We start from the raw sequence: 14,099 nt of genomic DNA on the forward strand, positions 1-14,099 counted from the left end.
GTCAGCCCCTTTCCGGCAGCACGCCCGCGGCGGCGAGGAAGTCGACGTGGCGGGCGATCATCTCCGCGTCGGCGGGCGGGAACTCCACCCCGCACGACGCCGCCGCGGCCCACGTGGCCGAGCAGTCGAACACCGGGTGCGCCCGGTGGGTGGTGGTCAGGCCGAACGCCAGCGGGCCGAACGCGCTGTCCGGGCTCTCCAGCATCAACGACCGCCAGTCGGCGTACTCCAGCAGCCGGGTCGGGTAGCCCTTCGCGGTGAGCACCTCGCCCAGGTCGGCGTAGCTGAACCCGTCCGCCCGGTAGTAGTGGAAGTCCCGGCCCAGCGTCGACGGCTGCGTGGAGATGCCCGCGATGGCGCCCGCCAACCGGTCCACCGGCAGCATGTCGATGACGTCCGGTGTGCGCGGCACCGCGCCCGCGTGCGCGCAGGTCGCGATCTGCCGGCTCAGGTACGACTCGGTCTTCGCCGTCCCGGTGCGCACGTCGCCGACGATCGCGGCGATCCGGTGGATCGACACCGGCACGCCCCGGTCCCGCGCGAGCACGCCCATCATGTCGGCCACCCACTTGGTGGTGTGGTAGCCGGTGTCCAGGCCGGTCGGGTCCTCGGGCCGGTCGGTCTCGGTGACGAGCCGCTTGTCGTAGTTCGCGCCGAGGAACACGCCCAGCGTCGACATCAGGTGCAGCGGCTTGGTCGAGTACCGGGTGGCCAGCCGCAGCACGTCCACCGTGCTGCCGACGTGCGGCGGCATCATCCACTGGTAGGTGAGGACGAAGTTCATCACCGCGCCGTTGTGGTAGATCGCGTCCATGCCCTCGGCCAGCGCGTCGAAGTCCTTCTCCGCCAGGCCGAGCAGCGGCTGGGACATGTCGCCGACCACCGGCACCACCCGCGCGAACCGCTCCTCGGGCACGTCCAGGCGCGCGCGCCGCAGGTTGGCCCGGACGCGGGCCAGCGCCACGGCCGGCGTCTCGGCCCGGACCAGGCAGTGCACCTCGGCGTCCGTGCGGGACAGCAGCTCGGCCAGCAGGTGCGCGCCGAGGAACCCGGTCGCGCCGGTCAGCAGCACCCGTTCGGCCGGCCCGGTCCGCACGGGGTGCCGCGGCTGGACGTCCTCCGGCGGCACCGCGTCCGCCCGCATCTCCGGCACGGACGGCAGCCCGGACTTGTACCGCTTGGCGAACGTGTGGTCCGACGCGGCGGCCTGCTCGACCACCCCGGCCAGCTCGGCGAGGTCGGCGGTGGCGAACAGGGCGCGCAGCGGCACCGTGACGCCGAGCAGCGACCGCACCCTGGCCAGCACCGCCGCCGCGATCAGGGAGTGCCCGCCCAGGCCGAAGAAGCTGTCCCGGCGACCGACCAGCGGCACGTCCAGCACCTCGGACCACACCTCGGCCAACGTCCGCTCGACCGGCGTGCGCGGCGGCTCGTACGGGGTCAGCCGGGCCGTCGGGTCCGGGTCGGGCAGCGCCGCGACGTCGACCTTGCCGTGCCGGGTGAGCGGCAGCTCGTCCAGCACCACGACCGCGCCGGGCAGCATCGCGTCCGGCAGCCGCCCCGCGCAGAACGCCCGCAGCTCGTCCAGCTCGGGGGCCTGCGCGCGCGGCACCACGTAGGCCACCAGCACGTCACCGCGCACCGCCACCGCGGCCTCGGCGACCGCCGGGTGCGCCACCAGCGCCGAGCGCACCTCGCCCGGCTCGATCCGGTGGCCGCGCAGCTTGACCTGGTCGTCGACCCTGCCCAGGAACTCCAGCGTGCCGTCGGGCAGCAACCGGACCAGGTCGCCGGTGGCGTACATCCGGCCGCCCAGGACCGTCGGGTCCGCGAGGTACACCGACGCCGTGCGCTCCGGGTCGTCGCGGTAGCCCCGCGCGGGAGCGAGACCGCCGATGTGCAACTGGCCGGGCACGCCCACGGGTGTCGTGCGCAAGTGGGCGTCCAGCACGTACGCCCGCACGCCGGGCAGCGGCCGCCCGATCGGCAGCGTCACCGCGCGCGGGTCGACCTCGGACGCGTCGACCGTGCGGTACGCCGTGGCGCAGACCGTGGTCTCGGTCGGCCCGTAGTGGTTGACCACGGCCACCCGCCCGCCGGTCGACGCCGCCCACTCGGCGACCGCGGCCGTCGGCACGGCCTCGCCACCGATCATCATCACGGTCAGCGGACCGGGGTCGACCGCGAGCCCGGCCAGGTCCGCCACCCAGCGCTTGAACAGCGCGGCGGGGGAGTCGACGGCGGTGATCGCGTGGTCGGCGCAGAGCTTGAGCAGGTCCGCGCCGCCGATCGAGGCCGGTTCGGGGTGCACGACGACCGCCGCGCCCGCGCACCACGCCGGGAACACGTCGCCCACCGACGCGTCGAAGCTCAGCGGCGGGACCATCAGGATCCGCCGGCCCGGCCCGAACCCGTGCAGGTCGATGAACGCCCCGGTCAGGTTGGCCAGCGTGTCGTGCTGCACCTGCACGCCCTTGGGCACGCCGGTCGACCCGGACGTGTAGACGACGTAGGCCAACCCGTCCTCGGGCACGTCCGCGGCGGGCGGCGCGTCGGCTTCGCCGGTGAACGCGTCGTCACCGGTGTCCAGCAGCACGCCGTGGAACCCGCCGAACCGGTCGCGGTCGGCCGGCGTGGTGATCACCACGGGCGCGCCGCAGTCGGCGAGCAGCCCGGCGAGCCGGGCCGGCGGGTGCGCCGGGTCGAGCGGCACGTACGCGCCGCCGGCCTTGAGCACGGCCAGCAGCGCCACCAACGCCTCCGGCCCGGCCTTCACCGCCAGCCCGACCGGTGTCTCCGGGCCCACGCCCCACCCGGCCAGCACGTGCGCGACCCGGTTGGCCCGCCGGTCCAGTTGCGCGAACGTCACCTCCCGCCCGTCGGCCAGGTCCAGCACCGCCGTGGTGCCGGGGTGGGCGGCGACCTGCTCGGCGATCCGGTCCAGCACACCGGGGTGGCGCAGCGACAGCGCCGGGTCCAGGGCGTCCTGCGGCTCGCCGTTCAGCCGGCCCGCGGCCAGGCGGTCGGCCGGCGTCGTCGTGTCCACCGCGGACAGCCGGGCGGACGGGTCGGCCACGAGCGCGGCGAGCACGGTGAGCAGGTGGTCGGCCAGCCGCGCCACGGTGTCGGCGTCGAAGAGGTCGGTGCTGTAGTCGAGGTTGGCGGGCCAGTCGCCGTCGGTCTCGCGCACGTGCAGCGTGAGGTCGAACCGGCTCGTCCCGCGGTCGACGGGCAGCTCGGCGGCGTCCATGCCCGCCCACGACCCGGTGGCACCGCCCCGGTTCAGCACCAGCATCACCTGGAACACCGGGTGGTGGGCGAGGTCGCGGCGGGGCGCGACCCGGGCGGCGACCTCGTCGAAGCTCACCTCGGCGTGGTCCAGCGCGTCGATCGCGGTGCCCCGCGCCCGGCCGAGCAGGTCGGCCACGGTCGGGTCACCGGACAGGTCGAGCCGCAGCGCGGTCGTGGTGACGAACATGCCGACCGAGCGCTCCAGCTCGGGGAACGGCCGGTGCGTGGTCGGCGAGCCGATCACCAGGTCGTCCGCGCCCGACCGGCGCGAGAGCAGCACGCCGAACGCGGCCAGCAGACCGGCGAACGTCGTGCACCCGTGCGCACGGGTCACCTCGGCGAGCTTCCCGGTCAGTGCGGCGGGCACGGTGAACCGGTGGCTGCCGCCCGCGGTGGTGCGGTGGGGGGTGCGGGGCCGGTCCGAGGCCAGGTCCAGCACGTCCGGCGCGCCGGCCAGCCGGTCGTGCCAGTGGTCGAGCTGCCGCTGCCGCTCGCCGTCGGCGAGCCGGTCGGCCTGCCAGTGCACGTAGTCGGGGAACTGCGCTCCGACGGGCTCCGGCGTCGAGCCCGCGTAGACGTCACCGACCTCGCCCGCCACCACGCCGAGCGACAGGTCGTCGCACACGATGTGGTGCGCGCTGAACACGACCGCCGTGTCACCGGGACCGACCCGCACCACCCGCACGCGCAACAACGGCGCCACGGCCAGGTCGAACGGCGTGTCCACTTCGGACACCAGGAACGCGTCGAGCTCGGCCTGGCCCGACACCGACGAGAACACCACGTCGGCGGGCACGTCGTCGACCACCTGCTGCTCGGGCACGCCGTCGACGTCCACGATCCGCGTGCGCAACGCCTCGTGCCGCCCCATCACGGTCCGCACGGCCGCGCGCAGCCGGTCCTCGTCGACCTCGCCCGCGACCCGCAGCGCGGCGAACATGACGTACGCGCCCGCGTCGAGGCCGAGCCGCCCGGTCAGCCACAGGCCGCGCTGGTTGCCCGACAGCGGCACGACCGCGCCCTCGGGCCGACGCGGCACGGCTTGGCGCGGCGCGGCGGCCAGGCCGCGTTCGGCCAGCAGCTTGGCCAGGAGTCGTTCGCGGTGGTCGGAGAGCTCGGTCATCCCCGGGTCCTTTCAGGTGACGGCGTCTCGTCGGGCACCGCGTCGGGCAGGTCGTCCACGGTCCGCAGGCGCGGCCGCGACCAGGCGTAGGCCGCCAGCGCGAGCATCAGCGCGCCGACGACGAGGAAGATCAGGGCGATGCCGCGGCCCTCACCGGTGCCGATCAGCGCGCCGACGCCACCGGCCAGCGGGCCGTCGGCGGCCATCAGGGGCTCGGCCACCCGGTCGGTCAGCGGACCGATCAGGAGGAACGCGACCGGCATCGCGGCGGTGCTCAGCATCCGCACCACGGCCAGCACCCGGCCCAGCACGGCCGGGTCGACCTTGGTCTGCAGCAACGTCACGCAACACGTGTTGATCAACGGCAGGGTGAACAGGAACGCGGGTGCGGCCACGCCGATCAGCCACGGCGACGGCGCGAGCGAGTGCAGCACCAGGAACACCCCGCCCAGGGCCAACCCCAGGTAGATGCCGTGCACCCGGCGTCGCGGCCCGCCCCACACGCCCATCACCAGGCCGCCGACGAACAGCCCGCTGCCGCCCGCCGCCATGAGCACGCCCAGCGTGGCCGGGCTGGAGAACGACAGGATCAGCGGCTGCACCAGCCCGCCCGCGATGGCGAACAGGAAGTTCCAGACCCCGAACACCGCGCACAGCGCGAACAACCCGGGCGCGCCGCGCAGCCAGCGCAACCCGGCGCCGATGCCCTCGCGCCCGGCGTCCGAGGCACCCGCGGGCCGCACGGCGTCGTCGGGCAGCCGGGCCAGCAGCAGCGCGCCGACCGCGAACACCATCGACACGAGGTCGACCAGCAGCACGCCCCGCAGCCCCACCCAGGCCAGCAACGCCCCCGCCACCAGCGGCGCGGCGATCTGGACGCCCTGCGTGACCTGCATCAGCCCGTTGATCCGGCCCAGGTGCTCCTTGGGCACCAGCGCGGGCACCAGGGCCGTGTAGGCGATGATGTGGAACGAGTTCAGCGTCGCGGTCAGCGCGGTGGCGACGTAGACCTGCCACACCGCCAGCGAGTCCGTCGACACGGCCACCAGCAGCAGCGCCGTGACCACGCCCGCGCCGGAGTCCGCGAGGAGCATGATCCGCCGGCGGTCGTAGCGGTCGGCCACCGCGCCCGCGTACGGCGCGAGCAGGATGCCCGGCACCACCGCGCAGAACTGGATCAGCACGAACGTCGTCACCGACCCCGTGCCCAGGTACACCCACACGCCCAGCACGAACGCGGTCAGCGCGGAGCCGATCACCGACACCAGCTGACCGGCCCACACCACGGCGAACCGGCGCAAACCCGCGCTCATCGCTCACCACCGAGCATGGACTCGACCTCCTCGGCCGACATCCCGGCCAGCTCCAGGCGCAGCTCGGCCACGGCGGCCACCCGCGCCGGGTCGTCCAGGGCGGAGAGCGCGGCGGCGACCCCGGCGACGGTCGGCGCGGCGAACAGCCGGCCGATCGGCACCGACACCCCGAACGCGGCCCGCACCCTGGCCAGCGCCTTCGCCGCGAGCAGCGAGTGGCCGCCGAGCGCGAAGAAGTCGTCGTGCACGCCGACCTCCGGCACGCCCAGCACCTCCGCCCAGATGCCCGCCAGCACCTCTTCCACCGCGTCCCGCGGCGGCACCCGGTCGCCTCCGACGTCCCACACCGGCGGCGGCAGCGCCTTGCGGTCGGTCTTGCCGTTGGGCGTCAACGGGAACGCGTCCAGCACCACCGCCGCGGCGGGCAGCATGTAGTCCGGCAACCGTTCCGCGAGTCGTGCCCGCACGCGGGTCCACAGCCCGTCCCGCGGCACGTCCTCGGGCACCACGTACGCGACCAGCCGTTCGTCGGCGGCCAGCACGACCGCCTCGCGCACCTCGCCGGAGTCCAGCAGCGCGGCCTCGACCTCGCCGAGCTCGATCCGGAACCCGCGCACCTTCACCTGGTGGTCGGCCCGGCCGAGGAACTCCAGCGTGCCGTCGGCCCGGTACCGCACCAGGTCGCCCGTCGCGTACAGCCGCCGTCCGGGCGCCGCGGCGAACGGGTCCGGCACGAACCGGCTCGCGGTCAGCCCCGGCCGGCCGCGGTAGCCGCGGGCCACGCCCGCGCCACCGATGTGCAGCTCGCCGACCACGCCCGGCGGCACCGGCTCCAGCCCCGGGCCCAGCACGTACAGCCGGGTGTTGCCGATCGGCGGCCCGAGCACCACCGGTGCCGGGGAGGGCTCGACCAGGCCGGCGGACGACCAGACCGTGGTCTCGGTGGGACCGTAGGCGTTCCACAGCACCGCGTCGTCGGTCAGCAGGTCGTCGGCCAGGTCGCGGGGCAGCGCCTCGCCGCCGCAGATCCGGGTCGCGACCCCGGCGGGCACGCCGCCCGCCGCGTGCAGCAGCCGCCACGTCGCCGGGGTCGCCTGGAGCGCGGTCACGCGGCGTTCGACCAGCAGGTCCCGCAGCGCGCCACCGTCGGCGCTCACCTCCGACGGCACCACCAGCACCTCCGCGCCCGCGGTCAGCGGCAGCAGCAGTTCCAGCACGGAGATGTCGAACGACAGCGTGGTCACGGCGGCCAGCCGGTCGGTGTCGCCGAGCGCGAGCAGCCGCTGGAACGACACCAGCAGGTTCACCACGGCCCGGTGCGGCACCTCCACGCCCTTGGGCGTGCCCGTCGAGCCGGACGTGTAGATGACGTACGCCAAGTCCTCGCCGGACGCGGGGCACGGTTGCGGGGACGGCTCGAAGCGGTCGGCGTCGGCGAGACCCAGCACCGTGCCGCCGAACGGCAACGCCCGGTCCGTGACCAGCACGGTCGCGCCGGAGTCGGCCAGCATCGCGGTCACCCGGTCCGCGGGCCAGGTCGGGTCCAGCGGCACGTACGCCGCGCCCGCCCGCCACACGCCCAGCACGGCGGCCACCAGGTCCGGGGTGCGCGGCAGGCACAACGCCACCGCCGACCCCGAACCCGCGCCGTGCGCCCGCAGGAGCGCGGCGACCCGAGCGGCCCGGGTGTCCAGCTCCGCGTACGACAGCGCGGAGCCCACACCGGACACCGCGGTGCCGCTCCCGGCGATCAGGTCCAGCGCGGTGCGCGCGGGCGGCAGGTCCAGGTCGGTGGCGTTGAAGCCCTCCAGCACCTCCCACCGCCGCACGCCGGTCAGCCCGTCCAGCTCGCTGATCCGCCGTTCCGGGTGCTCGGCGGCGGCGAGGAGCAGCGCGATCAGCCGGTCGGTGAACTCGGCGATGGTCGGTTCGTCGAACAGGTCGGTGTTGTACTCCACGCCGAGGGCGAGCATGTCGCCCTGCGGGTCGGCGGCCACCGTCAGGTCGAACTTCGCCACCTTCGGGTCGGGCACCAGCGGCGTCACGTCCAGCCCCGCCAGGGCGATGTCCATCGGCGGGGTGTTGGTGAAGATCAACTGCGCCTGGTAGATCGGCGCGTGCCCGGTGCTGCGCCGCGGGCTCAGGTGCTCCACCAGCCGCTCGAACGGCAGGTCGGCGTGCGCGAGGCCGGCCGCGGCGACCTCCCGGGTCCGGGCCAGCAGCTCGGTGAACGTCGGGTCGCCGCCCACCGGCGTGCGCAGCGCGAGGGTGTTGACGAAGAACCCGACCAGGCCTTCCAGGTCCGCGTGGGACCGCCCGGCGACCGGCGTGCCGACCACCACGTCGTCCTGCCCGGCCAACCGGCCGAGCCGGGCCGCGAACCCGGCCAGCAGCACCATGAACACGGTGACGCCGTGCGTGCGGGCCAGGTCCTCCAGCGGCCGCAGCGGCACGTGGCCGTACCGCAGCGCGCCCCGGTGGGTGACCACCGGCGGGCGGGGCCGGTCGGTGGGCAGGGTCAGCAGCTCCGGTGCGTCGGCGAGGTGCCGCGTCCAGTGGTCGAGGTGCCCGGCGGCCAGGTCGGCCATCCGGTCGCGCTGCCACACCGCGAAGTCCGGGTACTGCAACGACAACGCGGGCAGGTCCGGGTCACGGCCCTCCAGGGCGGCGTCGTAGGCCCGTCCCAGCTCACCGAGCAGCACCGACAGCGACCAGGCGTCGGCGACGATGTGGTGCAGGTTGAGCACCAGCACGTGGTCGTCGTCGGTGAACCGGCCCAGGCTCGCGGTGAACAGCGGCCCCCGGTGCAGGTCGAACCCGACGCCGCCGCGGTCGTCGGCGAACCGCTGCGCCTCGCCGTCGCGGTCGCCCTCGGGCAGGTCGTGCGCGGTGAGCGTGGCGGTCCCCGTAGGCGCGACCACCTGCACCGGTTCGCCGCCCGAGTCCGGGAACGTGGTGCGCAGCGACGCGTGCCGGTTCACCAGGACGTCCAGCGCGCGCTGCAACGCGGCCCGGTCGAGTGGTCCGCGCAGGCGCAACGCGACGGGCACGTTGTAGACCGCGCTGCCGGGGGAGAACCTGTCCAGGAACCACAGCCGTTGCTGCCCGAACGACAGCGGGTACGCGGTGGGCGCGGCGGCACGGGCCCGCAGCCGTTGCGCCAGCAGCTCCCGCTTGCGCGCCGACGCCGCCGCGCCGGAGTCCCTCAACTCGGTCATGACGCGCTCCCGGACCTGGTCAGCCGGTCGGCCGCCGCGCGCACGTGCTCACGCAGGTGCGTCGGCACGCGGTCGCCGAAGCGCTGGAGGTAGGCGGCCACGGTGGTGTCGTCGTCCCGCAGGAACGGGAAGTCGGTGGGCACCATGTGCCGGATCGCCAGCAGCGGCACGGGGCTGTGCAGCGGGCGGAAGCCCGGGTTCCACAGGCCGGCCTTCTGCGGCGGACCGGGGTGGAACTCGCCCAGCATCAGCCCGTCGCGGGTGTACTGCGGCTTGAGCAGCTCCTGGGCCCGGTCGACCACGCCGAACTCGGTCAGGTCCGGGAACAGGATCACGATGGTCTTGAACTGCGCGCCCGGACCCCGCTTCGGCTCCAGCTCGGCGAACCAGTCGCGGTAGTGCAGCAGCAGCGCGGCGAGCTCGTCCGGCTCCTCGGGCGTGCCGGCGTGCACGGACAGGTAGAACAGCCCCCGTTGCAGGGACGTGTCGGTGAACGGGCACACCGCGCCCCGGCGACCCAGGTCGGGGTGCGGTCCGCACAGGTACTCACCGGCCCACGCGAACACGGTCCGCAGCGGCGGTTCGTGCGCCGCGACCGCGTCGGGCAGCCGAGGCGCGGCGAAGTCCGCCGGCTCGACCAGGGGGTGGGCCCGGTGGGTCGGATGGATCAGCATCAACTCCACCTGCCTTTGTTCCGGGACCGGCGGGCCAGGCCCGCCAGCGCCGCACCGGCCACCGCGGCCGTGACGCCGCCCAGCACGCGGTCCTGCCGCCGTGCCCGGGTCAACGCCTCGCCGTAGGGGACCGTGGTGTGCGAGATCAGGGTGTAGAGCGGCACCCACGTGTTGGGGAACAGCCGGTGCAGCGCCAGGTCGACCTTCCTGCGGGCGGTGAACAGCGGCGAGCGCACCTTGTCGCGCAGCTCCACGAAGTTCCGCTTGGACAGGTCCGCCAGCACGTCGGTGTGCGGCCGGCGGGTGGTCTCGAACCGCGCCAACGCGGCCGGCAGGTCGTCCGGGTGCGCGGCCAGGCACCGGTCCAGCACCGAGCAGTCCTCGAACGCGGCGTTCATGCCCTGCCCGAAGAACGGGTACACGGCGTGCGCCGCGTCGCCGACGAGCACGATGCCCCGGCCCTCGTCCGCGGTGACGTGCCACGGCGCGGTGCGCACGGTGACCAGGCTCGCGGGCGGGTGCGCCAGGAACTGCTCCACCAGGTCGGGGATCAGGGTGAGCGTGTCCGGGAACCGGCGGTCGAAGAACGACCGCACCCGCTCGGCCCCGGTCAGCCCCGCGAACCCGTGCGGGCCGTCGAACGGCAGGAACACGGTCGCGGTGAGCGAGCCGTCCACGTTCGGGTGCGCCACGATCAGGCCCTCGTCGCCCGGCCACACGTGCAGCGCCCGCAGCTCGGTGCGCGGCCGGCCGTCGTCGCCGACGCCGATCAGCAGCTCCTTGTAGCCCCACTCCAGGAACTCCTGGTGCAGGTCCATCCGCCGACCGCGGCCCAGGTGGGTGCGCACGGCGGAGAACGCGCCGTCCGCGCCGACGACCAGGTCCGCCGTGTGCGCGGTCCCGTCGTCGGTGGTGACGGCGGGCTCGGCCCGGTCGACGGCGGTCACCCGGCGGCCCCAGGAGAACCCGACGCCGAGCCGGTCGGCCTCGTCCACCAGCGCCACGTTCAGGTCGTGCCGCAGCACGGAGTGCAGGATCTGGTCCTCGGCCACGCCGTAGGGCTGGAACCGCAGCGTGCCGTCCGGCAGGTGCACGACCCGGCCGCGCATCGGCACGGTCAGCGGCGCGAGCCGCTCCAGCAGGCCGATCTCGCGCAATGCCACGATGCCCCGCTGGGACAGGCCGAGGTTGATCGACCTGCCCTCCTCGCGCGCGCCCGGCGCCCGCGGGTCGCCCCGCCGTTCGAGCACCCGCACGTGGAACCCCCGGCGGGCCAGGTAGACGGCGGTGAGCGAGCCGGCCAGCCCCGCGCCGACGACCAGCGCTTCCCGGGTCATGCCTCGTCCTCGTCGACCAGGGCGCCGAGCAGGCGGTCGATCTCCTCGTCGGACAGCTCGTCGAGCTGGTCCAGCAACGGCACCGGTCCCCGCGCGGCCGCGCCCGTGCCGCGACCGAGGTTCGCGGACAGCTCGGCGATGGTGGGCGCGGCGAACAGCGTCGCCAGCGGCAGGTCGACGTCCAGCGCGACCCGGACCCGGGCCAGCATCTGGGTCGCGGTCAGCGAGTGGCCGCCCAGGGCGAAGAAGTTGTCGTGCACGCCCAGCGGCGCGTCCGCGGGCATGCTCAGCACCTCGCGCCAGATCTGCGCCAGCCGCCGCTCGTCGTCGTCCCGCGGCTCGACCAGCTCGACGTCGTCGGTCGTCCACACGGGATCGGGCAGCGCCTCGCGGTCGATCTTGCCGGTGCCGGTGCGCGGCAGCGCGGGCAGCACGACGACCGCCGCCGGGAGCATGTAGTCGGGCAGGCTCGCGGCCAGGTGCGGGCGCACCCGGCGGCGCAGCTCGTCGTCGCCCAGGCCGGCGTCGGCGGGCACCGCGTACGCGACCAGCCGCACGTCGGCGGCGTGCGCCGACCAGGCGACCACGACGGCCTGCGCCACGTCCGGGTGGGCGCGCAGCACGGCTTCGACCTCACCCGGCTCGATCCGGTAGCCGCGCACCTTGAGCTGCCGGTCGGCGCGGCCCAGGAACTCCAGCCTGCCGTCGGCGTGCCGGCGGACCAGGTCACCCGAGGCGTAGAGGCGCCCGCCGGGCGGCCCGAACGGGTCCGGCCGGAACCGCTCGGCGGTCAGGCCGGGCTGCCCGTGGTAGCCGCGGGCCACGCCCGCGCCGCCGATGTGCAGTTCGCCGATCACCCCCGGCGGCACCGGGCGCATCACCGGGTCGAGCACGTGCAGCGACGTGCCCTTGACCGCGGGGCCGAGCCGGACGGGGTCCGGCGCGGGCGACACGACCCCCGCCGCCGAGTAGACCGTGGTCTCGGTCGGCCCGTAGCCGTCGACGAGGGTCGCGCCGTCGGTCTGGAGGTCGTCGGCCAGGTCGCGGGTCATCGCCTCGCCGCCGCTGATCCGCAGCCGCACGCGCGCGGGCACGCCTCCGGCCGCGACGACCATCCGCCAGCTCGCCGGACCGCCCTGCACGACCGTCGCCCCGGTCTCCTCGACGCGGGCCCGCAGCAGCGCGCCGTCGGCCACGTCGTCCGCCGGGACGACCACGAGCGTGGCGCCGCTGACCAGCGGGGCCAGCATCTCCACCGTGGACACGTCGAACGCGGGCGTGGTGATGGACGCGAGCCGGTCGTCCGGCGTCAGCTCCATCAGCTCGCCCATCGCGCGCAGCAACGCGGCCAGCCCGCCCTGGGTGCACCGCACGCCCTTCGGCCTGCCGGTGGACCCGGACGTGTGGATGACGTAGGCGAGCATGCCGGGGTGCCGCGGGGTGGCCGGCGGTGGCGTGTCCGGGTGCGCGTCGAGGTCGGCGGTGTCCAGGTCCACCTCGGTCCACGGCCCGGTCAACGGTCCGGTGACCGCGCGCGACGCGCCGTCCGTGACGAGCACCGGCACGTCGGACCCCTCGGCCATGGCGGTGAGCCGGGCCGGTGGCCACGACGGGTCCAGCGGCAGGTAGCCCGCGCCCGCCCGCCACGCGGCCAGGATGCCGACCACCATCGGCGCGCCCCGGTCCAGGCACAGCGCCACCGGCTGGTCCGGCCGCGCGCCGGCGGCCAGCAGCACGTGCGCCAGGCGGTTCGCCGCCCGGTCCAGCTCGCCGCACGTCAGCGCGCCCTCGACCGCGACCGCGTCCGGGTGCTCGGCCAACCCGGCGAACACCAGGTCGGCGGCGGTTTCGGCGGGCACCTCGACGGCGTCCTCCTGCGGCGCGTGGTCCCCGAGCCACAGCTCGGCGACCCGGTCGGCGGGGGAGGCGTGCACGGCGGCGGCGAACACCGCGTGCAGCGCGGCGACCGTCTCCGGCGTGAACAGCTCCGAGTCGTACTGCCACCGGGCGAACCACCGCTCACCGGCCCGTTCGACGGTCAGCGACAGGTCGAACTTCGCCCCGCCGTTGGCGACGGGCTCGGGCCGGAGCGTGACCGGACCGGCGGCCCGCGCGGGCGGCACCGGCTCGACCGCGAACAGCACCTGCACCAGCGGCGCGTGCGCGAGCGTCCGCTGCGGCGCGACCAGGTCCACCACCTGCTCGAACGGCAGGTCCTGGTGGGCGAGCGCGGCCACGGTCGCCTCCTCGGCCGCCGCGACCACCTCGCCGAACGTCGTCCCCGGCTCGAACGTCGCCCGCAGCGGCAGCGTGTTGGCCACGAAGCCGACCAGGCCCTCGGTCTCCGGCCGGGTGCGGGCCGCGACCGGCGTGGCCACCAGGAAGTCCGCCTGCCCGGTCACCCGGTGCAGCACGCACTGGAAGACCGCCAGCAGCCGCGCGAACGAGCCGTCCGGCACGTCCAGCCCGGCCCGCAGCTCCGCGCCGCGCCCGGTCGGCGTCACCGGTCGCGTCCGGTCGGTCGGCAGCGACAGCACGGTCGGCACGCCGTGCAGCGCCTCGCGCCAGTACTCCGCGTCGGCGGCGAACGCGCCACCCTCGACCTGCTCCCGCTGCCACACCGCGTAGTCCGGGTACTGCACCGGCAGGTCCGGCAGCCCGTGCGGCTCACCGGCGACCTCGGCCTCGTACAGCCGGGCCAGCTCGTCGAACAGCACCGCGCACGACCAGCCGTCCGCGATGGTGTGGTGCAGCACCAGGACCAGCACGTGCCGCTCGGGCCCGGCCTCGACCAGGCCGGCGCGCAGCAGCGGCCCGCCGTGCAGCTCGAACGGGCGGCCGACCTCCTCGCGCACCACCGCGTCCACGTCGCCGGACAGCCGCGCCAGCGGCACGGTCAACGCCGCCGACACCACCTGCACCGGCACGCCGTCCTCGGCCGCGAACCGCGTCCGCAGCGCCTCGTGCCGCGCGACCAGCGCGTTCAGCGCCACCCGCAACGCCTCGGCGTCCAGCGGGCCGTCGACACCGATCCGCCAGCCGATGTTGTAGACCGGGCTCGCGGGCAGCAGCTGGTCGACCAACCACAACCTGCGCTGCCCGGACGAGGCCGGGAACCGGAACACCTCGTCCTGACTCGTCAC

At 75.3% G+C, this 14,099-nt stretch carries 6 protein-coding genes; all 6 read right to left on the reverse strand.

Features of this window, described 5'->3' with window-relative positions; all coding sequences use genetic code 11:
- Position 1: 1 nt before the first annotated feature.
- Genes FHX81_RS00745 through FHX81_RS00770 form a run of 6 tightly spaced genes read right to left on the reverse strand, consistent with a single transcriptional unit; the run spans position 2 to position 14,099 of the window.
- A complete protein-coding gene (locus FHX81_RS00745) occupies positions 2 to 4,414 on the reverse strand; it encodes a non-ribosomal peptide synthetase family protein (RefSeq protein ID WP_141974731.1) in 4,413 nt (1,470 codons plus the stop codon).
- Positions 4,411 to 5,727, reverse strand: coding sequence for an MFS transporter (locus FHX81_RS00750; RefSeq protein ID WP_141974732.1), 1,317 nt, complete (start codon positions 5,725 to 5,727; stop codon positions 4,411 to 4,413). Before FHX81_RS00750 ends, FHX81_RS00745 begins: the two co-directional genes overlap by 4 nt.
- Positions 5,724 to 8,945, reverse strand: a complete 3,222-nt coding sequence (locus tag FHX81_RS00755; RefSeq protein ID WP_141974733.1) for a non-ribosomal peptide synthetase — start codon at positions 8,943 to 8,945, stop codon at positions 5,724 to 5,726. Before FHX81_RS00755 ends, FHX81_RS00750 begins: the two co-directional genes overlap by 4 nt.
- Positions 8,942 to 9,619 (reverse strand): DUF6875 domain-containing protein, encoded by a 678-nt coding sequence (locus FHX81_RS00760; RefSeq protein ID WP_141974734.1) that lies wholly within the window; start codon positions 9,617 to 9,619, stop codon positions 8,942 to 8,944. Before FHX81_RS00760 ends, FHX81_RS00755 begins: the two co-directional genes overlap by 4 nt.
- A complete protein-coding gene (locus FHX81_RS00765; RefSeq protein ID WP_141974735.1) occupies positions 9,619 to 10,956 on the reverse strand; it encodes an FAD-dependent oxidoreductase in 1,338 nt (445 codons plus the stop codon). Before FHX81_RS00765 ends, FHX81_RS00760 begins: the two co-directional genes overlap by 1 nt.
- The gene (locus FHX81_RS00770) at positions 10,953 to 14,099 is read right to left on the reverse strand and encodes a non-ribosomal peptide synthetase (protein ID WP_211363337.1); all 3,147 of its coding nucleotides are present in this window, start codon (positions 14,097 to 14,099) and stop codon (positions 10,953 to 10,955) included. The genes FHX81_RS00765 and FHX81_RS00770 overlap by 4 nt, the downstream gene beginning before the upstream one ends.

The sequence above is a fragment of the Saccharothrix saharensis genome, assembly GCF_006716745.1.
GTDB classification, from domain to species: Bacteria; Actinomycetota; Actinomycetes; order Mycobacteriales; family Pseudonocardiaceae; genus Actinosynnema; species Actinosynnema saharense.

Bases quoted from the DNA above. Each gene is read 5' to 3' on its own strand.
- FHX81_RS00745 (WP_141974731.1), bottom strand. From the start codon at position 4,414: ATGACCGAGCTCTCCGACCACCGCGAACGACTCCTGGCCAAGCTGCTG.
- FHX81_RS00750 (WP_141974732.1), bottom strand. From the start codon at position 5,727: ATGAGCGCGGGTTTGCGCCGGTTCGCCGTGGTGTGGGCCGGTCAGCTG.
- FHX81_RS00755 (WP_141974733.1), bottom strand. From the start codon at position 8,945: ATGACCGAGTTGAGGGACTCCGGCGCGGCGGCGTCGGCGCGCAAGCGG.
- FHX81_RS00760 (WP_141974734.1), bottom strand. From the start codon at position 9,619: ATGCTGATCCATCCGACCCACCGGGCCCACCCCCTGGTCGAGCCGGCG.
- FHX81_RS00765 (WP_141974735.1), bottom strand. From the start codon at position 10,956: ATGACCCGGGAAGCGCTGGTCGTCGGCGCGGGGCTGGCCGGCTCGCTC.